Source organism: Mesorhizobium sp. M0208 (assembly GCF_040322015.1).
Classification (GTDB): Bacteria; Pseudomonadota; Alphaproteobacteria; order Rhizobiales; family Rhizobiaceae; genus Mesorhizobium.
The window spans coordinates 19,142-40,152 of sequence record NZ_JAMYSP010000019.1; the positions used below are offsets into that span (position 1 = coordinate 19,142).

22 protein-coding genes are annotated in these 21,011 nt (G+C 62.8%); 12 read left to right on the forward strand and 10 right to left on the reverse strand.

Going from position 1 to position 21,011, the window contains the following annotated elements:
* Positions 1-44: 44 nt before the first annotated feature.
* The 3 genes from NKJ17_RS19365 to NKJ17_RS19375 all read left to right on the forward strand — a co-directional run bounded on the left by NKJ17_RS19365 (position 45) and on the right by NKJ17_RS19375 (position 2,671).
* Positions 45-713 carry a TfuA-like protein gene (locus tag NKJ17_RS19365; protein WP_352505228.1) on the forward strand — a complete coding sequence of 223 codons (669 nt, stop codon included), beginning with the start codon at positions 45-47 and terminating at the stop codon, positions 711-713.
* Between the two features lie 85 nt (positions 714-798).
* Positions 799-1,980 carry a gluzincin family metallopeptidase gene (locus NKJ17_RS19370; RefSeq protein ID WP_352689740.1) on the forward strand — a complete coding sequence of 394 codons (1,182 nt, stop codon included), beginning with the start codon at positions 799-801 and terminating at the stop codon, positions 1,978-1,980.
* 28 nt (positions 1,981-2,008) lie between these two features.
* The gene (locus NKJ17_RS19375; protein ID WP_352689741.1) at positions 2,009-2,671 is read left to right on the forward strand and encodes a hypothetical protein; all 663 of its coding nucleotides are present in this window, start codon (positions 2,009-2,011) and stop codon (positions 2,669-2,671) included.
* 152 nt (positions 2,672-2,823) lie between these two features.
* On the opposite strand, the gene NKJ17_RS19380 is transcribed toward NKJ17_RS19375, so the two are convergent.
* Both NKJ17_RS19380 and NKJ17_RS19385 read right to left on the reverse strand, forming a co-directional pair.
* Entirely contained in the window at positions 2,824-3,750 is a 927-nt protein-coding gene (locus NKJ17_RS19380) for a DnaJ C-terminal domain-containing protein (protein WP_352689742.1), read from the reverse strand.
* 100 nt (positions 3,751-3,850) lie between these two features.
* Positions 3,851-4,312, reverse strand: a complete 462-nt coding sequence (locus NKJ17_RS19385; protein ID WP_352689743.1) for an RT0821/Lpp0805 family surface protein — start codon at positions 4,310-4,312, stop codon at positions 3,851-3,853.
* A 39-nt stretch (positions 4,313-4,351) separates the two neighbouring features.
* Here NKJ17_RS19385 and pdxH point away from each other — a divergent pair, with 39 nt between their 5' ends.
* The 4 genes from pdxH to NKJ17_RS19405 all read left to right on the forward strand — a co-directional run bounded on the left by pdxH (position 4,352) and on the right by NKJ17_RS19405 (position 6,047).
* Positions 4,352-4,969, forward strand: a complete 618-nt coding sequence (gene pdxH, locus NKJ17_RS19390) for a pyridoxamine 5'-phosphate oxidase (RefSeq protein WP_292663882.1) — start codon at positions 4,352-4,354, stop codon at positions 4,967-4,969.
* A gap of 72 nt (positions 4,970-5,041) precedes the next feature.
* Entirely contained in the window at positions 5,042-5,287 is a 246-nt protein-coding gene (locus NKJ17_RS19395; protein ID WP_352645874.1) for a CopG family ribbon-helix-helix protein, read from the forward strand.
* Entirely contained in the window at positions 5,284-5,562 is a 279-nt protein-coding gene (locus tag NKJ17_RS19400) for a type II toxin-antitoxin system RelE/ParE family toxin (RefSeq protein WP_352689744.1), read from the forward strand. Before NKJ17_RS19395 ends, NKJ17_RS19400 begins: the two co-directional genes overlap by 4 nt.
* A gap of 185 nt (positions 5,563-5,747) precedes the next feature.
* Positions 5,748-6,047, forward strand: coding sequence for a hypothetical protein (locus NKJ17_RS19405; protein WP_352689745.1), 300 nt, complete (start codon positions 5,748-5,750; stop codon positions 6,045-6,047).
* A 70-nt stretch (positions 6,048-6,117) separates the two neighbouring features.
* Here the strand turns inward: NKJ17_RS19405 and NKJ17_RS19410 are convergent, their stop codons facing one another.
* Both NKJ17_RS19410 and NKJ17_RS19415 read right to left on the reverse strand, forming a co-directional pair.
* Positions 6,118-6,870 (reverse strand): crotonase/enoyl-CoA hydratase family protein, encoded by a 753-nt coding sequence (locus NKJ17_RS19410; protein WP_352689746.1) that lies wholly within the window; start codon positions 6,868-6,870, stop codon positions 6,118-6,120.
* A gap of 53 nt (positions 6,871-6,923) precedes the next feature.
* Positions 6,924-8,687, reverse strand: a complete 1,764-nt coding sequence (locus NKJ17_RS19415) for an acyl-CoA dehydrogenase family protein (protein ID WP_352689747.1) — start codon at positions 8,685-8,687, stop codon at positions 6,924-6,926.
* Positions 8,688-8,911: 224 nt separating this feature from the next.
* On the opposite strand from NKJ17_RS19415, the gene NKJ17_RS19420 reads away from it, so the two are divergent.
* Together NKJ17_RS19420 and NKJ17_RS19425 are read left to right on the forward strand one after the other, a co-directional pair.
* Positions 8,912-9,142, forward strand: coding sequence for a hypothetical protein (locus NKJ17_RS19420; protein WP_352689748.1), 231 nt, complete (start codon positions 8,912-8,914; stop codon positions 9,140-9,142).
* Positions 9,143-9,263: 121 nt separating this feature from the next.
* The gene (locus tag NKJ17_RS19425) at positions 9,264-10,424 is read left to right on the forward strand and encodes a glycoside hydrolase family 25 protein (protein ID WP_352689749.1); all 1,161 of its coding nucleotides are present in this window, start codon (positions 9,264-9,266) and stop codon (positions 10,422-10,424) included.
* A gap of 21 nt (positions 10,425-10,445) precedes the next feature.
* Here the strand turns inward: NKJ17_RS19425 and purD are convergent, their stop codons facing one another.
* A complete protein-coding gene (purD, locus tag NKJ17_RS19430; RefSeq protein ID WP_352689750.1) occupies positions 10,446-11,723 on the reverse strand; it encodes a phosphoribosylamine--glycine ligase in 1,278 nt (425 codons plus the stop codon).
* Positions 11,724-11,879: 156 nt separating this feature from the next.
* Between purD and ubiA the strand changes: the two genes are divergently transcribed.
* A complete protein-coding gene (ubiA, locus tag NKJ17_RS19435; protein ID WP_352689751.1) occupies positions 11,880-12,863 on the forward strand; it encodes a 4-hydroxybenzoate octaprenyltransferase in 984 nt (327 codons plus the stop codon).
* Here the strand turns inward: ubiA and NKJ17_RS19440 are convergent, their stop codons facing one another.
* From NKJ17_RS19440 to NKJ17_RS19450, 3 genes are all read right to left on the reverse strand, one after another.
* A complete protein-coding gene (locus NKJ17_RS19440; RefSeq protein WP_352689752.1) occupies positions 12,864-13,430 on the reverse strand; it encodes a DUF6101 family protein in 567 nt (188 codons plus the stop codon). It lies immediately after the preceding gene.
* A 185-nt stretch (positions 13,431-13,615) separates the two neighbouring features.
* Positions 13,616-15,046 carry an FAD-binding oxidoreductase gene (locus NKJ17_RS19445; RefSeq protein ID WP_352505235.1) on the reverse strand — a complete coding sequence of 477 codons (1,431 nt, stop codon included), beginning with the start codon at positions 15,044-15,046 and terminating at the stop codon, positions 13,616-13,618.
* Positions 15,047-15,055: 9 nt separating this feature from the next.
* Positions 15,056-16,045 carry an L-threonylcarbamoyladenylate synthase gene (locus NKJ17_RS19450; RefSeq protein ID WP_352689753.1) on the reverse strand — a complete coding sequence of 330 codons (990 nt, stop codon included), beginning with the start codon at positions 16,043-16,045 and terminating at the stop codon, positions 15,056-15,058.
* Between the two features lie 201 nt (positions 16,046-16,246).
* On the opposite strand from NKJ17_RS19450, the gene NKJ17_RS19455 reads away from it, so the two are divergent.
* Positions 16,247-16,636 (forward strand): hypothetical protein, encoded by a 390-nt coding sequence (locus NKJ17_RS19455; RefSeq protein WP_352505237.1) that lies wholly within the window; start codon positions 16,247-16,249, stop codon positions 16,634-16,636.
* 35 nt (positions 16,637-16,671) lie between these two features.
* Here the strand turns inward: NKJ17_RS19455 and NKJ17_RS19460 are convergent, their stop codons facing one another.
* Positions 16,672-19,425: a glycine--tRNA ligase subunit beta gene (locus NKJ17_RS19460; protein WP_352505238.1), complete on the reverse strand. Its 2,754-nt coding sequence runs from the start codon at positions 19,423-19,425 to the stop codon at positions 16,672-16,674.
* A 236-nt stretch (positions 19,426-19,661) separates the two neighbouring features.
* Between NKJ17_RS19460 and NKJ17_RS19465 the strand changes: the two genes are divergently transcribed.
* Positions 19,662-19,835, forward strand: a complete 174-nt coding sequence (locus NKJ17_RS19465) for a hypothetical protein (RefSeq protein ID WP_023674088.1) — start codon at positions 19,662-19,664, stop codon at positions 19,833-19,835.
* Between the two features lie 102 nt (positions 19,836-19,937).
* Here NKJ17_RS19465 and NKJ17_RS19470 read toward each other — a convergent pair whose 3' ends face one another.
* Positions 19,938-20,999, reverse strand: coding sequence for a glycine--tRNA ligase subunit alpha (locus NKJ17_RS19470; RefSeq protein WP_352505239.1), 1,062 nt, complete (start codon positions 20,997-20,999; stop codon positions 19,938-19,940).
* Positions 21,000-21,011 lie beyond the last annotated feature (12 nt).

Genomic DNA, 21,011 nt, shown 5'->3' on the forward strand with positions numbered 1-21,011 from the left:
TCGTTTTCACCGGCCCCACGCTATCGCATCCAGAGGCACAGCAGGTGGCCGACGTGATCTGCCTGGCGCCCGCGGTACAAGGCTCGATCATAGCCGCGGTGCAGCGTTATGACCCGGCTGCAATTGTCATCATAGACGGCGCTTTCCAGGCTGAGCCGGCAGTGAGGCACAAGGAGATACTGTGGGCGATCAGCCAGGCCATCCCGGTAATTGGTGCGGGAAGCATGGGAGCCTTGCGAGCCGCCGAGCTTTACCCGTACATGCACGGCGTTGGCCTTATCTATCGATGGTATCGCCGCTTCGCTTTCCTGCCTGATGACGCAGTGGCAGTGCTGTACGGTCCGAAGGCGGTGAATTTTTCGCCACTAACGCACGCTTTGGTTGATTTGCGAATAACCGTCCGCGCCGCTTGGAGGCGGAACCTGATCTCCACCGATTTGTCAGGAAAGCTTGGGAATACGGCCCGGAACCTCAATTTTAGGGAACGTACGCTGTCGCGAATGGTCCGCGAGACATTACCGGAAGCCGGTGACCATGATATCGAAGCCTGCCGGCAAATTCTCGCAGGAGCTTTCGTTCAGCAAAAGAAACGCGACGCACTGTCGGCTCTGCAACTTATGAGAGAAAAGGCATTGGTGCCGGCGGAATTGAAGAATTTCAGAATGACGGTCGCGTTTGTCCAGGATTTGGAGGACGCCGGCTTAGCAATCTGACGACAGAGTTGCCGGTGATACCTGGTGCAATTTACGAAGTGCAGGCTTCGTGCTAGTGTTGCCGACTATGAGAGGGGCCGCGCAGTTGAACGCGCTCGATGTCGCCGGTCGGGCGGGGATGTCGGCTGGAACGCGCTTCCTGCTATACCCACAAGCGCCTCACGTTTCTGGGTACGAGAAACCCGAGGCGGTCTGGATTTCAACATCGCCTGGTTTGATCCATCCGGGCCCGGAGGATCATCGCATATATGTGCGTGATCCCGTGCTGGACAAGCAGCCGTACGAGTATCCTTACCTGCCGCCCTTTGTTGGCGCGTATTTCCCACCAGCCGGACCCGGCCTTGATGGTCATTTCGACCACCTCTCTCTTCAGTCGCGCCAGTTCCTGGCAGCGCATGCGTTCGCGGCCGCGAGCCGGGTGCTGGACATCTGGGAAAGCTATCTGGGCAAGCCGATTGTCTGGTACTTCGCCGAAACATACGAGCGGCTTGAGATCATTCCCTGGCTTGACTGGGAGAATGCGCAATCGGGGTTTGGATATCTGGAGCTTGGCCGCGAGCGTGGAGCCGACGGGCGCGGCCATCCGTACGCCCTCAACTTCGACGTGATCGCGCACGAAATGGGTCACGCCATACTCTTTTCTCTCTTCGGAGTGCCCACGCAAGGCCTGCAGGACGGCGACTTCGGGCCGTTCCACGAAGCCAACGCCGATCTTATTTCGCTGCTTTCGTTCCTGCATTTCGACAGCGGGATGGATCGATTGTTACGGCACAGCCAGGCAAACCTGCTTGTCCTCAACGAGCTCAACCGCATCGCCGAACTGACGGGCGACCGCCAGATCCGCCTTGCCAGTAACTCGCGCAAGATGACGGAAGTGACCGAAGAGATTCATGACCGGTCTCGCCCATTCACGGGAGCGGTGTTCGATACTCTGGTCGATCTCTACCATGCCGGCCTGGTGCGGCAGGGCTTGGCCGACGAGCGCCTGCTTGGCTTCGACATCAGGCAGGTTGGCGAAGCCGACATGCGGCACATCTCCGACTTCACGGGCGATGCATTCCGGGCCCGTCCGTTCCTTTTTAAGACCGAGCTAATCAAGGCGCGCGACGATGTCGCGCTTGGGCTTGCGCGCGCGTGGACACGCCTCGATGCCGATCATCTCACATTCGCAGTCGCAGCCTCCACCATCATCGAAGTGTCCGACCGCATCCGCCCGGCCATAGCGGCAAGCTTCGAAGAGAATTTCAGGTGGCGGGAAATTTTATGAATTGGTGATTGCAACGGAGGGTAACAACATGAGCGACGATTTTCATCGACCGACTTACACCACGAAAGATCCCCATGGAGCATTTAACGCCACACAAGTGCGCCTCTATGGAATACCTGGTCTTGGTCTTCCTATATCAAGCAAAAAGAAAAAGACACTGGAGCCAATAACAGGAAAATACAAGAATCATTCTATAATAATAGCAAAGATACTTGATGACGGCGATCCTGATGACAAAAGAATTTTACGGTTTAAGAAATATCTTAGTAAAACCCCACCTAACAATAGCAGTTATGTGTTTGTTAATTCGATCGTAAATAGGTTTATGCTTATGCTTGGGGCGATTGATATAAACCCAGCAAATGGTGATAAAGAAATACTTAGTTGCGGTATAATATTTGGATATGCCTACGAGGGTCATACTTATGATCTCCCGAAGCCCAAGGTAATGTTAATTCCAGCAAATCCGGAGGCAGATATTCCTGAAGACGACTCCAACTATAAATCCAAGGAGAGTGAAGGATACGCCGTCTGGATCGTTGATAAGCTCGACAAATGCGTGGAGATTGAAGTGAATCAGGGTTTCGTCGAGCAGATTGTTCTTGACGCGAATCTACCGGGCAAAAGCTCGCCCACAATGTACGCGTCCCGAATGATGATGGGGCACCGCGGGGGAAGACTTGGCGACTGATAGACGCTAGTCTAGTGCGCGCATGGCCGATCGCGAGTTGTGGTCGGCCAGCCCAGTGGCGCTGGTTGCTCGTTTCATGTCGATAACCGACGGCATGAAACCACTCATGCCCGCTTTTCACACATGGTATCAAGCGCCGGCCTTTTCGACCGTCAGCTCTTTCGCCGGCGCATCAGCGCCTCTAGCTCGGCGTCGCCGCCTTCCGGCAGCATCAGCCGCACATGCGCGTAGAGATCGCCGTGACCGCCGGCCTTTTCCGGCAGGCCCCTGCCCTTCAGCCGCAGAACCTTGTCCGAGCTCGACCAAGGGGGGACGTTGACCGCAATCCTGCCGGTCGGGGTTTCGACCGCCACCTTGGCGCCATGCACCGCATCGGCCAGTTCCACCGGCAGGTCGACATGCAGGTCGCGGCCCTCGACGCGGTAGCGCGGATGCCGGCGGAAACGGATCTTGACCAGTGCATCGCCCGGCTGCCCCGGTCCTTGCTCACCCTGGCCTTTCAACCGGATGGTCTGACCGTCCTCGACATAGGCCGGCAACTTGACCGCCATCTTGCGGCCGTCGGGGAACATCGCCGTCACTTTCTCGGCGGTTGCGGCCTCCTCGATGGTCACGTCCAGCGTGACGTTGAGGTCGGCTGCGGTCGGCATCCGGCGGCCGGCGCCCATGCCGGCTCCGCGCTGCTGGCTGAAAGCATCGCCGAAGATCTGGCTGAAGATGTCGCTGTTGCCGTCGAACGGATCACCGCCGGGACGGCCGGTGCGGAATTCGAAATGCGCGCCGCCCGGCCCTTGCTGCCGGCGGAAACCGGCGAAAGGATCGGCGCCGCCGGCCGCACTCTCGAAACCCTGGAACCGCGGTTTGCCTTCGGCGTCGATCTCACCGCGATCGAAAGCCGCCCGGTTCTTCTCGTCGCCGACGATCTCGTAAGCCTGGTTGGCGGCGGCAAAACGCTCCTTTGCCTTGGGATCCGGATTCTGGTCCGGATGATACTTCTTGGCGAGCTTTCGGTACGCCGATTTTATGTCCTTGGCCGATGCGTTCTTGGCAACGCCCAGCACCTCATAGGGGTCGCGCATGCTTACTGCCCTGGAGAAGGAGTGGTTCCATGATCGCCTCCTATATGCGCTTGCATAGGAAGAAATTCCAGTGGCTTACCACTATGTCTCCGGCGGAAAATCAGAGCGCCTTGAAATCCTGCATTCGCCAGGCGCTGCCGCCGGCCAGGCATACTTCGCCTTTGAACAGCGCGACGCCGTCGAAGCTCTCGCGTGAAGCGGTGAAGCGACGGCATGTCTCGCCGTTAGCCCTGAATTCCGCGAGCTCGGTGATGGAGCCGCGCGAGCCGGTATCGGCATTTGCCCACGGAACGGCCTGCCCGGCCAGTTGCTCAACGTCGGCGGAGGACACGGCGTTGCGGATCGTGGCCTGGTCGGAGGCGCGGTCCTGATCGAGCGGCGTGACCGAGACCGGCGTGCTCGAGGTCAGTATCGAGCGGTCGACCTCCGTCTGCTCCAGGCTGAAGCCGCCCCCGCCACAGGCGGCAAGCGGCAGGATGATTGTCACGATCATGGCTTTGGCACTGGCCGAAGCGATAACGCTCCATTGCCCACTGTCAAAAGCTTGCGCGATACGCGACAATCGGCAATCTCCCCAGCCGGCGACAAATTTGGGAAAACTATGAGCGAAACCGGGTTAACAAGCGGTGACTTTACCGAGGCAGCGGAGCCGTTCCGGCTTTTTGCGGCGTGGCTCGACGACGCGACGAAGAGCGAGATCAACGACCCCAACAGCGTGGCGCTGGCGACGGTCGACGCCGAGGGTATGCCGAATGTGCGCATGGTGCTGCTCAAGGGCTTCGATGAGGGCGGCTTTGTCTTCTACACGAATTTCGAGAGCGCCAAGGGCCGCGAGATCCTGGGCAGCATGAAAGCGGCGATGTGCTTCCACTGGAAATCGCTGCGCCGGCAGGTGCGGGCGCGCGGCCCGGTGGAGATCGTCACCGACGCCGAAGCCGATGCCTATTACGCGACGCGCCCGCGCGGCAGCCGCATCGGCGCGTGGGCGTCCAAGCAGTCGCGGCCGCTGGAAAGCCGCTTCGCGCTGGAAAAGGCGGTCGCCGAATACACGGCGCGCCACGCGATCGGCGACATCCCGCGGCCAAAACACTGGTCGGGCTTCCGCATCGTGCCGCAGACCATCGAGTTCTGGCACGACCGTCCGTTCCGGCTGCACGACCGTGTCGTCTTTTCGCGCAACGCCGAGGGCGGCTGGGACAAGGTGAGGCTTTATCCGTAGAGGACGATGCGGCAATCCTTGACGAACCACTTTGGTTCACTAATAATCATAGTGAACCAGAGGAATGTGGCCATGACGGCTTTTACCGTGCGCGTTCGTGACGAAACTGCAGACCGGCTAGACCGGCTTGCCGAGAAGCTCGACCGCTCGCGCTCCTACGTGGCTGCGAAGGCCATTGAGGATTTTGTAGCCCGTGAGGAATGGCAACTCGCCGAGATAGAGGCAGGATTGGCTGAAGCCTCGCAAGGCGATTTTGCGGGTGCCAGCGACGTAGAGGCTGTCGTTAGAAAATACGTTAAATCCACCCGCCAGGCATGAGCCATAAGCGAATCCGCTGGACCAAGCGGGCGTTGCGGCGGCTTGATGAAATCGGCACGCATGTTGAGAAAGACAATCCCGAGGCGGCCGCGAGGATCATTGCGCGCATCGTAACGGCGGCGGAACATCTCACCGAACAGCCGGCGATGGGGCGCATCGGGCGCATCAAGGGGACACGCGAACTCGTCTTGGTCGATGTGCCGTATATCGTCCCTTGTCCCATCGACGGCGAAACTGTCGAAATCCTCACCGTCATGCACGCCGCGCAGCGCTAGCCGCAGGCCATGTAAGTCGCATCGAGACACAGGAGATCAGGCTCCTGCGCGACCCATGCCGGGCTATAGAGACCTGGCGTTTCCAATCCCACGATCACGATCTCGTGTGCGTGAAACGTTCCAGCTTGCCGCAACGAACCAGGAAAGGGCTCAACGCGCCGCTGGCGCAAATTCAGGAGGACGCAATGCATTCACTCAGGTTGGTCACGATGGCCGGTCTCGTCGGCCTTTTCGCTTCGCAGGCCTTTGCGGAAGACACGATGGGGACAATGACGATGATGAAGGGTGGGGAGGTCATGGCGATCATGCCCGATGGGCATATGGGCACCATGATGCCCGACGCGAAGATGAGCGCCGAAATGATGAAAATGGCGAAACCGATCAAGCATTGCATGATGTTGATGACCGACGCCAAAGGCAAGACATTCATGATCGACACGTCTTCGGCAAAGGCTCAGGCCGAATGTAAGAAAATGGCGATGTGACAAAGAGAGCGTGGCGAAACCGCCCGCCGGTCGCTGCCGGCGGGTCCACGATGCGAGACAAGGCCAGGGTCTAGGCCTTTTTCCTGGCCATGAAGGCCGTCAAGGCTGCGCGGGCCTCCTCGGATTTGAGCCGCTCGCGGAAATGCTGGCTTTCCTTGCCGATGCGCTCGACAAGGTCGTCGCGCGAGCCGCGCATCAGGTCGCGCGCGATCCTTAGCGCTTGCGGCGGTTTGGCCGAGATCTGGCCCGCCGCCGCCAATACCGATGCTTCGAGTGCCTCTTCCTCGACCACCTCGTAGATCAGCCCGGCGGCCTTGGCGCGCTCGGCCGAAAAGCCCTCGCCGAGGCCAAGCAGCGCGAAGGCGCCTTGCCGGCCAAGGATCTGCGGTGCGAGCAGGCTCGATCCTGCCTCCGGCACAAGGCCGAGATCGACGAAGGGCGTCCGGAACATTGTGCGCGGCGTGGCGAAGGTCAGGTCGCAATGCAGGTTGAGCGTGGTGCCGATACCGACCGCAATGCCGTCGACGCCGGAAACCATCGGCTTCTCCGCTTTGGCCAGCGCCATCAGGAAATCCCAGACTTCGGTACCGCCTTCGCCGCCCGAGGCGACGACCATGAAATCGGCAAGATCGTTACCGGACGAGAAGGCACCGGGCACGCCGAGAAAGACATGGACGCGGATTGCCGGATCGGCGTCGCCGCCGGCAAGAGCCGCCGACATCGTCGCGTACATGGCGCGGGTCAGGGCGTTCTTCTTGTCCGGACGGTTCATGCGGATGATCTGGATGGCACCCTGGCGTTCGACGAGGATGTGGTCTGTCACGGATTGGTCCTTTGTGAATTTCGGGCCTTTGTGAATTTCGGCGCGTGCGAACGTCAGGCTGAAATCAGCGCTTTGCCGGCAACGGCAAGGCTGTCGGCGCCGCCGATGACGCGCTCCTTGAGCGCGCCCGCTTCGCCAAGCAGGTTCTCGGCGAAGAACCGACACAGCGCGATGCGGCTTTGGTCGGCAAGCGCGCCGCGCGCCAGATAGGCGCCGCCGGCGGCAAGCGAGATCAGCCTGAGATAAGGTGTGGCGCCGGCCAACGCCTGGTCCGGACGGCCTTCGGCCTGCAGGTCTTGCAGGGAACGGCTCGCCTGTGACAGGTCATCAAGCGCCTGGTCGAGGCGATCGGCGGTGCGGCCAAAGCCCTCAAGGTTCGACGCTCGCACCGCATCGGCGACGGCCTTGAGCTCGGCGATGTAGCCATGCACATGCTGACCGCCGCCGAGCGGCAGCTTGCGCGTCACCAGATCGATCGCCTGGATGCCATTGGTGCCTTCGTAAATGGGTGCAATGCGCGCGTCGCGATAAAGCGCCGCTGCCCCTGTCTCCTCGATGAATCCCATGCCGCCATGCACCTGCAGCCCAAGCGAGGCGACCTCGACGCCAACATCGGTGGAAAACGCCTTGGCCAGCGGCGTCAAGAGATTGGCGCGCTCCTGCCAGTGCTTTGCATCCTCGCTCCGCGACGCGAGATCGATGGCGTGGGCGCAGGAATAGCAGATGGCGCGGGCAATCTGGGTCAGCGCCTTCATGGTCAGAAGACTGCGCTGGATGTCGGGGTGATGCACGATCGGCGCCATGCCGGCACCGCGATAGCTCGCCGCCTTGCCTTGCCGGCGGTCGTTTGCATAGGCGAGCGCCTTTTGCATCGCCGCCTCGGCGACCGCCACGCCCTGCATGCCGACGGCAAGGCGCGCGTTGTTCATCATGGTGAACATGCAGGCGAGGCCCTTGTTCTCCTCGCCGACCAGCCAACCGATCGCGCCGGGCGCAGCGCCTTCGAAGCCATCGCCATAGATCATCGTGCAGGTCGGCGAAGCGTGGATGCCCAGTTTGTGCTCCAGCCCGGAGCAGAAGACGTCGTTTCGTGCGCCCAGCGCGCCATCGTCGCCGACGAGGAATTTCGGTACCAGGAACAAAGACAGGCCGCGCGTACCGGGCGGTGCGTCCGGCAGCCGCGCCAGCACCAGATGGATGATGTTGTCGGTGAAATCGTGCTCGCCATAGGTGATGAATATCTTTTGCCCGAAGATGCGGTAGCTGCCGTCGCCGACCGGTTCGGCGCGGGTTCGCAAGGCATTCAGGTCCGAGCCTGCCTGTGGCTCGGTCAGGTTCATGGTGCCCATCCATTCGCCGGAGACCAGTTTTTCCAGATATTTGGCCTTGAGCGCCTGCGAGCCATGCTTGTCGAGTGCTTCGACCGCGCCCATGGTCAGCGTCGGGGCGATGCCGAACGCCATCGAGGCGGAGTTCCACATTTCAAGCGCGGCGACGCCGAGCATGGCCGGCAGCGCCTGGCCGCCATACGCTTCCGGCGCCGACAGCGCATTCCAGCCACCGCCGATCCAGCGGCGATAAAGTTCTTTCCAGCCCGGCGGGGTAGTGACGGCAGCGCCGTTGAGCACCGCGCCGTGCTGGTCGCCGATCGTGTAGAGCGGCGCCACCTCCTCGCTGGCGAAGCGGCCGGCCTCGGCCAGAATGGCGTCAACGAGGTCCTCACCGAGTTCGCCAAAGGTGCCGGCATCGAGCGCCGGCTTCAAGCCGGCGACATGCTTCAGGGTGAAGGCGATTTCCTCGACCGGTGCCCGATACATGGCGCTCGCTCCTCCTCCGTCCGGCCGCCCTCAGTCCGGAAGGTCTACTTAAGACCCGTGCCGAGGCAAAATCATCTGCTTTCGGCTTCCCTGGCGATCTTCTTTTTACGTAAACGTCAAACTTTGTCACGCGGATTTTGCCAATTGCTGCGACGCAGGCTAAATTCGCCAAAAGCCGGGATAAGTTCGACCGGCGGAATCAGGAATACCGGATCGGACCGCCCGTGCTCGCCAGACCTGACGCCTATCGCTGCATCGAATGCGGCCTGCCCTACCGGGCGACCGGTTTTTGCTATCACGAAGGTAAGATGGAGAACGGAGCAGGCTATTGGTCTGATCGCGGCATATTGTGCTCGCCGCAATGCTCGCTCGCCCGTCACCGTAAGCGCGAGACGGCGGGAACGCTGTCGCAAGTGCCGGCGCCCGACCCGTTTCAAACCCGCTCTCGACATTGACGACCATCAAAACCATCGACGGAGAAGCTGTCCGAGCCGTGGCGTCCCCGGGCCGCGATCGAGAGCATTTCCTTAACCATGGCCGTTCAGGATATGGCTTTGGCCAGCAAGGATCTGCTGTTTGAAGACGCCGGCGCGCCCCCTTGTCCGCTCAGCGCTTCTCCTTGTCGCGGCCGCGATGACCCTGGCGCTGAAGCCGGCAAAGGCCTCGGATTTCTCCGAACCGTGGAAGGATGCGGACCGGGCACTGGTCGTCGACGCCTACGAATACAATTCCATCGACTGGACCCGGCTAGCCGACGACAAGCGTCTTGTCGGCTTCATCAACAAGGCATCGGACGGAATGCCGCCACCCTATTTCTGTTTCGGCGACGAGACCGAGCTGCGGCTGTGCAAGACGCTCTGGAAACGCCATGCGATGGCACAGGAACTGTTCCAGACGCGCAAGGTGGTGGCCAAGGCACTGGGCCTGAAATGGGGTGCCTATCATCTCGCCCGCCCCGGCAACCCCGTGGGACAGGCCAATAATTTCATCAATTTCGTGAAACCCGGGCCGGATGACCTGCTTGCCCTCGATATCGAGGACGATGATCCCACCCAATGGATGTCGCTCGAGGATGCCGAGGAATTCGTGCGCCATGTGCATCGTCGGGTTGGCCGCTTTCCGGTGCTCTACACCAACGGCACGACAGCCCGGCATATCGCCGACAACAAGTATAAATACCCGCTCCTGTCCCGGCTGCCGCTGTGGTATGCGCGCTACAAGCCAGACATCGGCCTGCATTTTCCGATGGGCAACTGGCAGGGGTATGCGCTCTGGCAGTTTTCGGCGCGAGCAAATTGCGGCCGGTTCCGCTGTCCCTACCGGGTCGCGGGCACACCTAACGATATCGACGTCAGCGTCGCGCCGATGAACGCGACGGAATTGCGCGCGCAGTGGCCGTTCGGCGGCCTGATCGACGTGCAGCCGGATTATCTCGCCTTGATACCGGTGCCGCTCTCACGCGAGGCGGGGCTCGCCGGCACTGCCATGACCTACGCCACCGTGGCAGCACCCCCGAGCCTCGAGCAACTGGTCGCGGTACTCAGGGCGCGCTTGGCCAGCTTCAGCAGCGGCTTTCAAATGCCGGCTGCGAAGACGACGCCGAGCCTTCCCCGCGGGATTGCCGAATATGTCGCCTGGATGCGAAACGAAAAGCGTGCGGCCTCGGTGTCCGCAATTGCCCCCACCGCCGGTGCGGTCAGCACCGTCTCGACCGAATTTGACCGCGGCCTGCACTGAAGCCGGAGGCCGCCTGAAGCGTCAGTTCGACTGCTCGCGCGCCAGTGCCAGCCAGCCAATGTCACGGCGGCAAAAGCCTTGCGGCCAGTCGATCCTGTCGAGCGCGGCGTAAGCCCTCTTCTGCGCCTCGCCGACGGTGCGGCCGGTCGCCGTGATGTTGAGCACGCGACCGCCATTGGCGACGAGTGCACCGCCGTTTATGGCGGTGCCGGCATGAAATATCTCGACGCCCTCGCCCGCCGCCGCCTCGACGCCGCGGATGACCGAGCCCTTTTCCGGCGCTCCGGGATAACCCCTGGCCGCCATCACCACGGTGAGCGCCGCGTCGTCGCGCCAGCGCACCGAGGTGTGCGCCAGTTGGCCGTCAGCGGCGGCGTTGAGCAGGACGAGCAGATCGTCCTTCAGCCGCATCATCAGCACCTGGCATTCCGGGTCGCCGAAGCGGGTGTTGTATTCGATCAGCTTCGGCCCCTTGTCAGTAATCATCAGCCCGGCGAACAGCACGCCGGAAAACGGAGCGCCTGTTTCAGCCATGCCGCGCATGGTCGGCTCGACGATCTCGCGCATGGTTCGGTCGATCATCTCCGGCGTCATCACCGGCGCCGGCGAATAGGCGCCCATGCCGCCGGTGTTCGGGCCGGTGTCGCCGTCACTGAGGCGCTTATGGTCCTGCGCCGTGCCAAAGGGCAGCGCGGTGGTGCCGTCGCACAGGCAGAAGAAACTTGCTTCTTCACCGACGAGAAACTCCTCGACCACCACTTCCGCGCCGGCTTGGCCGAAAGAGCCATCAAAACAGGCGTCGAGCGCGGTCCGCGCCTCGTCAAGCGTCATGGCGACGGTGACGCCCTTGCCGGCAGCTAGGCCGTCGGCCTTGATGACGATCGGCGCACCCGTCTTCTCGACATACGCCCTGGCCGAAGCCAGATCGCCGAAGCGGCCATAGGCGGCGGTCGGGACGCCGTATTTGGCGCAGAGGTCTTTGGTGAAACCCTTTGATCCTTCCAGCCGTGCCGCCGCCTTTGACGGGCCGAAGACGCGGATGCCCTCGGCGCGCAGGTCGTCGGCAATGCCGGCGACCAGCGGCCCTTCCGGCCCGACCACGACGAGGTCTATTTCATTCTCGCGGCAAAACCGGGCCACCGCCGTGTGATCCGCAATATCGAGCCTCACCAGCTCGGCTTCGCGGCCGATCCCCGGATTGCCGGGCACCGCATAGAGTTTGGTCAGCAGCGGTGACGCCGCCATCTTCCATGCCAGCGCATGTTCTCGTCCGCCGGAGCCGATCAGTAAAACACGCATGCCCAGATTCCTCGTCATTCCAAGACCAGGACTGCGCTATTGCGCCGCGCCCGACGGGTCAAGACATTTGGCTGCCGAAGCGCCGATTGCGCGTGGCGAGCCTGCGGGGGCTGCTTGACGCTTGACGGCATTCGCCTCTGCTGCCACTTCAGCAAAATGGAAACCGTCCAGTCGAAAGCGGCCCAAGGCCGCGTCGCCGATGCGCCGAGCGGCCACTGGGTTTATCGCGCGCTGCCGCGGGGGTTGTGGCCCTATGCGCAGCTTGCCCGGTGGGACCGGCCGATCGGCTGGCAATTGCTGCTGTGGCCATGCTGGTGGTCGGCTGCACTTGCCGCGAGCGCCTATCCGCGTCCGACGGATCCGCTGCTCTCGCTGCTGCCGTCGCCGTGGTACCTGCTGCTGTTTTTTCTCGGTGCGTTCGCCATGCGTGGCGCCGGCTGCACCTACAATGATTTGGTCGACGAGGACATAGACAACCAGGTGGAACGCACGCGCTCGCGGCCGCTGCCGGCCGGCAAGGTCACGCGCCGACAGGCCTGGATGTTTGTTGCCCTGCAGGCACTGGTCGGCCTCGCCGTGCTTTTGCAGTTCAACAGCTTTGCCATGTCGCTGGGCATCGGCTCGCTGGCCATCGTCGCCATCTATCCGTTCATGAAGCGATATACCAATTGGCCGCAACTGGTTCTCGGCCTTGCCTTTTCCTGGGGAGCGCTGATGGGATGGGCGGTCGAGTTCGGCGATCTCGATGGGCCGGCAATCATGCTCTACATCGGCTCGATCCTGTGGGTGATCGGCTACGACACGATCTATGCGCATCAGGACAAGGAAGACGACGCCATCGTCGGCGTGCGCTCGACGGCGCGCCTGTTCGGCGATAACACCAAAGCCTGGCTGGCCGGGCTTTATGGCGGAGCGCTGGTCTGCTTCGCCATTGCCTTTGCCTCGGCGCAGGCACCGGTGCCGGCGCTCGCCGGGCTGATCGCCGCCGGCGCGCATATGACCCGGCAGATCGCCGTGCTCGACATCGACAATCCGGACCAGTGCCTAAGGCTGTTCAGATCGAACAACCAGGTCGGCTGGCTGATCTTCCTCGGCCTGATCGGCGGCGCGGCCTGGGTGACGCTGAAGCCGCTGGTTTAGCTACTCCCGCGAAATAAGCTCCTCGCCGCCGATGACCAGCCTGAGGCCGAGATCGCCGGCGCGGCGGCGGGCGAGGAAGCGCGGGCGGCGCATGGTCGAGACGCGACCCTTGCGGCGGTCCTGCGCCGGCAGCGCCTTGATGGCGGCGCCGAGCGATTCTTCCAGCGTGCGGGCAATGCCGTCGGCCTCGATCAGCAGCATGGGCAGGCGGTAGGCGTCGGCCCAGGCGCGCCAGTCGGCGGCGACGTCATCGAGATCGTCGGCGACCAGCAGCGGCACCGACAGCATCGGGTCGTTGTGCAGAAGCTCGAGTGTCACTGTGACATTGCCATCCGGATCCTCCATGGCGCGGGCGGCGACGCCGCGAAACGCGTTGGCGGGCAGAGCGATGATCGCCGGCACGCCGCTCATCTCCAGCGTGCGGCGGATAAACGCGCCGCGCTGGTCGATGGTGAAGGTAACGTCGCCATAGTCGTCGCGCGTGGCGTAGCTCACCACCTGCGGCAGGCGGAATGGATCAAGGCGCATATTGCGCCCGGCCCAGACTGGCTTCAGTCCAGTGTTCATATTGTGCCTTTCCTGTTTCTCCTGAGAGCCGGTGTTTCCGGTTCTCCGGGCCGGTTTTCCCAGCCTCGTTGTGGAGAAACATTAGCGCGAGCTTCTTATCCTCGCGCTTAAGAAAGTCGGTTAAATTTTGCTGATCCGGGGCGGATGGTTATCGGATTGCGAACCGGCGCAGGCCGGCGAAAGGATCAGATAACCTTACCGGGATTCATGATGCCGGCCGGGTCGAACGCGGCCTTCACCCTGCGCATCAGCTCGATTGCCATCGGCGGCGCCGTCGCGATCAATTCGTCCCGCTTCAACTGGCCGATGCCGTGCTCGGCCGAGATGGAGCCATGAAACGAGCGCACGACGTCGTGCACGGCCTTGTTCATGACGTGGTAAAGGCCGAGAAACGCCTCGTCATCGCCGTCGACCGGCCGGGAGATATTGTAGTGCAGGTTGCCGTCGCCCATGTGGCCGAAGCAGACGACGCGTGCGCCGGGACTGACCGACTGCACGGCGCCGGCGGCGCTTTCGATGAATGGCGGGATTAATGCTACCGGCACCGAGATGTCGTGCTTGATCGAGGCACCTTCCGGTTTCTGCGCCTCGGGCAGCACCTCGCGGAAATTCCAGAACGCGTCGCCCTGGGCCATGCTTGCCGCGATCACCGCATCGCCGACGATCCCTTGCTCGAGGCCTGCCTCCAGCACCTCCTCGATCAGGGCCCTGGCATCGTCGGCCGAACGGCCCGACGAGATCTGCATCAGCACATACCACGGCCAATCGCCGGCCAGCGGCCGCACCACGCCTTGCGCGTGGGCAAGCGTAGAGTCGTAGGGCCTCTGGCCGATCAGCTCGAAGGCGGTGAGCGCTGCCCCGGCACGATCCATCGCCAGGCTGAACAGCGACAGTGCCGCCTCCGGCGATGACAGGCCGGCAAACGCCACCTCGCGCCCCTTCGGCTTGGGGAAAAGCTTGAGCACGGCGGCGGTGATGATGCCGAGCGTGCCTTCCGCGCCGACGAACAGGTTCTTCAAATCGTAACCGGTATTGTCCTTTTTCAGCTTGCGCAGATCGTCGAACACTTCGCCGGTCGGCAGCACCACTTCGACGCCGAGGCACAGCTCGCGCGCATTGCCGTAGGCAAGCACGCCGGTGCCGCCGGCGTTGGAGGAGAGATTGCCGCCGATCTGGCAGGAGCCTTGCGCGGCAAGCGACAGCGGAAACAGCCGGTCGGCGGCATCGGCCGCTTCCTGCAGCGTCTGCAGGATGACGCCGGTTTCGACCGTCACCGTGTTGGACAGCGTATCGATTTCGCGGATGCGGTTCAGCCGCGACAGCGATAGCACGATCTCGCGACCGGAAGCATCGGGCACCTGGGCACCGACTAGCCCGGTGTTGCCGCTTTGCGGCACGATGGGCGTGCCGGTTTCGGTCGCCAGTCGCATGATGCGGCTGACCTCCTCGACGGTCCCCGGCCTCAGCACCAGCGCCGTCCTGCCGTGCCAAAGTCCGCGCCGCTCGGCGAGGTAAGGCGCGATGTCCTGCTGGTCGCGCAGCGCATATTTGTCGCCGACGATTGTCGCAAAGCGCGCGACGACGGCGGGGTCGAGACCTGGGGAAATGTCATTCATGTGTGGAAACTATGGTGCCCAATCCATCTTGTCACGAGGGGCGATCTTGTCACGCGGGGCGGCGGCGCGCCAAAGCCTGTCGTTGATCGCCTCGCCCAAGCCGTCGAACGGGATCGGCTCGACAGCGATGGTTTTGGCGCCGCTGCGATCGAGATCCTGCAGATGAGCGAAGAGATTGCTTGCTGCCTCGCGCAGGTTGCCGGTCTCCGACAGATTGCGCAGTGCGGCTGCATCGTGCCAGCCTTCGGCACGGCTGCGGCCGAAGGCCAGCAAGGCTTCGCCCGGTGCGACCTCCGCAGCATTGAGCCGTACCGCCGCACCTGGTGCATAGTGCGAGGCGAGCATGCCGGGCGCCTCGACGGCCGAAGCGCCGCGCAGCAACTTCACCCCGGCGACTGCTTCGATCTCTTCGGCGGCAATACCGCCCGGCCGCAACAGCCGCAGCTTTCCAGCTTCGACCTTGAGGATGGTCGATTCCAGCCCGACCGTCGTCGCGCCGCCATCGACCACCAGCTTGATCCTGGGGCCGAGGTCGGCGGCCACGGCTTCCGCCGTCGTGGCGCTGATCCTGCCCGAGGAATTGGCGCTGGGCGCCGCCAGCGCGCGACCGAACCTGGCGATCAGCTCGCCGCCAAAGCCTTTCGGCATGCGCAGCGCGATGGTGTCCAGCCCTGCGGTGACCAGCGGATGAATGCCGTTGCCGGGCCGTTGCGGCAGGACGAGCGTCAGCGGCCCCGGCCAGAATGCCTGCGCCAATCTTTCCGACAGCGGATCGAACAGCGCGATGCGCTCGGCCATCGCCGGATCGGCAATATGGGCGATCAGCGGGTTGAAGCGAGGTCGGCCCTTGGCTTCGAAGATACGAGCCACGGCAACGCCGTTGGTCGCGTCGCCGGCCAGCCCATAGACGGTTTCGGTCGGGATGGCGACGACATCGCCGCTCTCGAGCAGCGCCAACGCCCTTTCCATCGCCTCGCCCACGGCACGAATTTCAGCCACTGTCGCCACCTCACGGATGCGGGTGCCTAATACGGCGACGCCGGGCGGGCAAGCCCAGGCGTCGGCGAATCGCAAATCGCTAAAATGCTATGTTTCCTCGCAAGCCGGCATCAATTGCCCTCGGCTAGGGTGCCGTCTTCTTGGACAAGGGGAACTATCATGCTTTCGATGCGTATCGTTGGTGCGCTTGGCCTGGCGGTTATGGCCGGCACGGCGCAGGCTTCATCGCTCGTTTTTGTCGGGCAGACGACGGCAACGCCGTCGGTGGTAAGTGCCAGCGCGCTCGAACGGGCGAAAACACCGTCGATCGTCGCGCTCGGCGAGAAGTTGCCTGACGTCAATGAAAACGTCACCGATGAAAAGGTCGCGGCAATCCCGAGCCAGCCGAGTCATGGCTTCGACGGAAGCCCGATGATCATTCGCGGCGGTATCGTCGGCGATGCCTTTGCAACGCCCGCGCCCAAAGCCGCGCCGGCCACCGCTACCGCGCCCGCCGCGAACAGCAAGGCCGATCCAAAGGTCGCCAGCAAAACCCCTGAGCCGGCCGCGCCGCAGCCTGCGCCGCCAGGAGCTCCCGACCAGCCCAAATAGGGCCTGAAGCACAAGCGATGATTTTTTCGCGGATGTCAGCCGGCTATTTTCGAGAAATCGGCGACCCGGTCCGTCGCCGCGCGGATGCGGGCGAGCAATGCCAGGCGATTGGCGCGCACCGCCTGGTCCTCATCGTTTACCAGGACTTTCTCAAAGAATGAATCAACTGGCTCGCGCAACACGCTAAGCGCCAGCATGGCGGCGGAAAAGTCTTCGTTTTGAATTGCTTCGCCGGCTTGCCTCTCGGCCTGATTGACCGCCGCAAACAAGGTTTTCTCGGCGTTCTCCCGGAACAGAGCCGGCTCAACGCGGCTTGCGATTGCCGTCCCCTTCTTCTCTTCGGCAGCCACAATGTTGGCCGCGCGCTTGGTGCCGGCAAGCAGGTTTTTGCCGTCCTCGGTGTCGAGGAAGGAGCCAAGGGCCTCGACACGGCGGACGATCTGCAGGAGATCGTCGTTTTGCGATAGGCCAATCTCCCCCCTAGAGGGGGAGATGCCCGGCAGGGCGGAGGGGGGCGCGACAGAATGAGAGGCTGGCGGGACAGCGCCCTCCTCTGTCGGCTTCGCCGACATCTCCCCCTCTAGGGGGGAGATTGGGCGCGAACCTGCCGCCAACACCGCGTCGATCAGATCATGCCGCGCGCCCTGGTCGCGGAGATAGACCTTTAGGCGATCGTGGAAGAAGGCGAGGAGGTTATCTTCTTTGTTCGTCAAAGATTCGCCCAACGCGGGCGCGGCGTCCGCAATCTCAGATCTCTTTGTTGCGATGTACTCGTTCAAGGTCCGACGAAGTGTTCGTGGCTCAAGGAACGATCCGGTCGATCTCAAAGCCTCAAACTCATGGCCAATCTTATTGCCGTATAGGTGCTTAGCAATTGCAAGCCAGTTGTCGTGCCACGACGCCAAAAGGCTTATCCTCACCTCATTCTCGACCAAGATCCGGATCACCCCCAGCGCCGCCCTTCTCAGCGCGTAGGGGTCCTTCGATCCGGTCGGCTTTTCATCAATCGCCCAGAAGCCGACCAGCGTATCGAGCTTGTCTGAGAGCGCCACGGCGACCGATACCGGATCGGTCGGCACGCGGTCGGACGGGCCCTGCGGCTTGTAGTGCTCCTCGATCGCGGCGGCGACCGAAGGATGCTCGCCTTGCAGCAGCGCGTATTTGCGGCCCATGGCGCCTTGCAGTTCCGGGAACTCGCCGACCACCTCGGTGGTGAGGTCGGCCTTGGCGAGGACGGCAGCACGACGTGCGAGCGCGGTAATCTCCCCCCTCGAGGGGGAGATGTCGCCGAAGGCGACAGAGGGGGTCGGCACGTCCTGATGCGGCTTCCTATTTTGGACAGAGGACGCCGGCGCTTCACGCGAGGCGACCCCCTCTGGCCTGCCGGCCATCTCCCCCTCGAGGGGGGAGATCGACTGCGCCACGATTGGTGCCAGTTCTTCGGCCAACCTGGCAATCCGCTCCACCCGCTCGCCTTGCGTGCCGAGCTTGGCATGAAACGTTACATTGAGGTGGTCGAGGCGGGCCATGCGCTGGTCGAGCGGCTTTTTGAGATCAAGTCCGAACTTTTGCGCCGATGCCTGCAACTGGTCGAGATCCGGCAGGTCGCCCTGGTCGGTCTTCCAGAAATAGAGCGCGTCGGACAGGCGCGCGCGCACCACCTTGCCGTTGCCGTGGGCGATCTCCTTGCCGCCGTCCTTGGCCTCGATGTTGGCGGTCAGGATAAAGCGGTTGGAGAGCGGCGACTGGCTGATCTCCCCCCTTGAGGGGGAGATGGCCGGTAGGCCAGAGGGGGTCGGCACAACCTGACGCGACTCCCTATCGCGGACAGGGGATGCCGCCGATCCACGCGAGGCGACCCCCTCTGTCGGCTGCGGCGACATCTCCCCCTCGAGGGGGGAGATTTGGCGCGTCGTGACGAAACACTTCTGGTTGGCGCGGATGGTGAGCCGGATCACCTCGGCCGGAATGGTCAGAAAGTCCTGCTCGAATTCGCCCATCAGCACGACCGGCCATTCGACCAGGCCCGACACTTCCTCCAGCAGCCCGTCGTCCTCGACGAGGTCGAGCCCGCTGGCGAAGGCGAGGTTCCTGGCATCGGCAAGAATGATCTCCTTGCGTCGGTCGGCATCGAGCACGACCTTGGCCGCCTCAAGCTTGGCGACATAATCGTCGAAGCGGCGCACCGTGATGGCGCCCGGCGCATGAAAACGGTGGCCGTAGGTGACATTGCCCGAGCGGATGCCGTCGATCTCGAAATCGACCACCACCGGCTCCTCGGTTTCGGGGCCGAAGGTGCACAGGATCGATTGCAGCGGCCGCACCCAGCGCAACGAGCCGGGCTTGGCCGAAGCCGGCCCCCAGCGCATCGATTTCGGCCAGGGAAAGTTGCGGATGATGCCCGGCACCAGCTCGGCGATGATCTGCTCGGCCGGCCGGCCCGGCCTGGCAATATGGGCGACATAGAAGTCGCCCTTCTTCGGATCGGAATGAACATGCGCGTCGGCAATCGAGGCAAGGCCGGCCTTGCGCAGAAAACCTTGCACCGCCTGCTCGGGCGCCTTGGTCGAGGGGCCCTTGATCTCCTCGTTTATGTCCTTCGAGCGGGCGGTCAGACCGCGGATGTCGAGCGCCAGCCGGCGCGGCGTCCAATATTCGCGCGCCGCCTCATAAGTCAGCCCGGCTTCGACCAGACCGTCGGTCAGCAGCTTCTTCAGGTCGCCGGCAGCTTTTCTCTGCATACGAGCAGGAATCTCTTCCGAACGGAGTTCTAAAAGCAGGTCGGGCATTGAGTGTGCTCACGCGGCAAATGGTCCGGGCGGGGCATAGCAACTCGGCCGGCCGCTGTCACCCTTCCCAGCAAAGTCGGGCCTGCACGATCGCGGCATCCAACGGCGATTTCCGAAAAAATTCATCCGCCTGTCGGACACGAAGCGGTCCGCCCGTCCTTGGGTCAAAGATTTCCATCAACCGAACGCAGCGCTGAAGCGACCGACGCTCAGGCAGAGAACTATTGGCTAAACGAATGAAAACGGCATCGACATTCCTGCAGATCCTCGCGCTCAGCGCCTGTTTTACAGCACAGGTGCATGGCACGTTCTCGATGCCCGGCGTCAGGCAAGCGCTGCGGACAATAGCCGGTGCAAGCGGCCAAGGTACGTTGCCAATCAGCGCTCCTGTCGAAATCGCCTGGAGCTAATGTGCATGTCGCGCAAAAGTGTGCAGCGGTTTTGCGATAACGACATGCATCAAAACAAGAACTTAAAGCGCGTCGCATGAGGCCGGTCGAACGCGACGCGCTTTAAGCCGCCATTCCGCCCGCCTGGGTCAGCAGAAACGCCTCGCCGCAGGCCTTGGCCAGATTGCGCACCCGCAAGATGTAACTCTGGCGCTCGGTGACCGAAATGACGCCGCGTGCGTCGAGCAGGTTGAAGACGTGGCTGGCCTTGATGCACTGGTCGTAGGCTGGGAATACCATGCGGTGACAACCCTCCCCCTTGAGGGGAGGGTGGCCCGAAGGGCCGGGTGGGGTCGCCCGCACAGTGCTCGACGCTTGACTTGAGGTGCCTTCTGAGATGACCCCCTCTGCCCGCTTCGCGGGCATCTCCCCCTCAAGGGGGGAGACAGGGGCGCCGGCTTGTAGCAGCGCCTTGCACTCGGCTTCGGCGTCTTCGAAATGGCGCAGTAGCATCGCGGTGTTGGCGAATTCGAAATTGTGGCGCGAATATTCCTGCTCGGCCTGCAGGAAGACGTCGCCATAGGTCACCTTATCGGCGCCTTCGCGGCCGTTGAAATTGAGGTCGTAGACATTGTCGACGCCCTGCACATACATGGCCAGCCGCTCCAGCCCGTAAGTGAGCTCGCCCGCTACCGGTGCGCATTCGATGCCGCAGACCTGCTGGAAATAGGTGAACTGCGACACCTCCATGCCGTCGCACCAGCACTCCCAGCCCAGCCCCCAGGCGCCCAGCGTCGGGCTTTCCCAGTCGTCCTCGACGAAGCGGATGTCGTGCAGCAGCGAATCGATGCCGATCGCGGCCAGCGAGCCGAGGTAAAGCTCCTGCAGATTGGGCGGATTGGGCTTCAGGATCACCTGGTATTGGTAATAGTGCTGCAGCCGGTTCGGGTTCTCGCCATAGCGGCCGTCCTTAGGGCGGCGCGAGGGCTGGACATAGGCGGCGTTCCAGCGTTTTGGGCCGAGCGCGCGCAATGTCGTGGCCGGGTGGAATGTGCCGGCGCCGACTTCCATGTCGTAAGGCTGGAGGACGACGCAGCCATAGTCCGCCCAATAATTATGCAAGGTCAGGATCAGCCCCTGGAACGAGCGGCTGGGATGCATGTCGGCAGGAATATCAACGGTCACGGCGGCCTCCGG

Coding starts and splice junctions, on each gene's coding strand:
- NKJ17_RS19375 (WP_352689741.1), top strand. CDS start 2,009: ATGAGCGACGATTTTCATCGACCGACTTACACCACGAAAGATCCCCAT.
- NKJ17_RS19380 (WP_352689742.1), bottom strand. CDS start 3,750: ATGCGCGACCCCTATGAGGTGCTGGGCGTTGCCAAGAACGCATCGGCC.
- pdxH (WP_292663882.1), top strand. CDS start 4,352: ATGAGCGAAACCGGGTTAACAAGCGGTGACTTTACCGAGGCAGCGGAG.
- NKJ17_RS19395 (WP_352645874.1), top strand. CDS start 5,042: ATGACGGCTTTTACCGTGCGCGTTCGTGACGAAACTGCAGACCGGCTA.
- NKJ17_RS19400 (WP_352689744.1), top strand. CDS start 5,284: ATGAGCCATAAGCGAATCCGCTGGACCAAGCGGGCGTTGCGGCGGCTT.
- NKJ17_RS19405 (WP_352689745.1), top strand. CDS start 5,748: ATGCATTCACTCAGGTTGGTCACGATGGCCGGTCTCGTCGGCCTTTTC.
- NKJ17_RS19415 (WP_352689747.1), bottom strand. CDS start 8,687: ATGTATCGGGCACCGGTCGAGGAAATCGCCTTCACCCTGAAGCATGTC.
- purD (WP_352689750.1), bottom strand. CDS start 11,723: ATGCGTGTTTTACTGATCGGCTCCGGCGGACGAGAACATGCGCTGGCA.
- ubiA (WP_352689751.1), top strand. CDS start 11,880: ATGGAAACCGTCCAGTCGAAAGCGGCCCAAGGCCGCGTCGCCGATGCG.
- NKJ17_RS19440 (WP_352689752.1), bottom strand. CDS start 13,430: ATGAACACTGGACTGAAGCCAGTCTGGGCCGGGCGCAATATGCGCCTT.
- NKJ17_RS19445 (WP_352505235.1), bottom strand. CDS start 15,046: ATGAATGACATTTCCCCAGGTCTCGACCCCGCCGTCGTCGCGCGCTTT.
- NKJ17_RS19455 (WP_352505237.1), top strand. CDS start 16,247: ATGGCCGGCACGGCGCAGGCTTCATCGCTCGTTTTTGTCGGGCAGACG.
- NKJ17_RS19460 (WP_352505238.1), bottom strand. CDS start 19,425: ATGCCCGACCTGCTTTTAGAACTCCGTTCGGAAGAGATTCCTGCTCGT.
- NKJ17_RS19465 (WP_023674088.1), top strand. CDS start 19,662: ATGAAAACGGCATCGACATTCCTGCAGATCCTCGCGCTCAGCGCCTGT.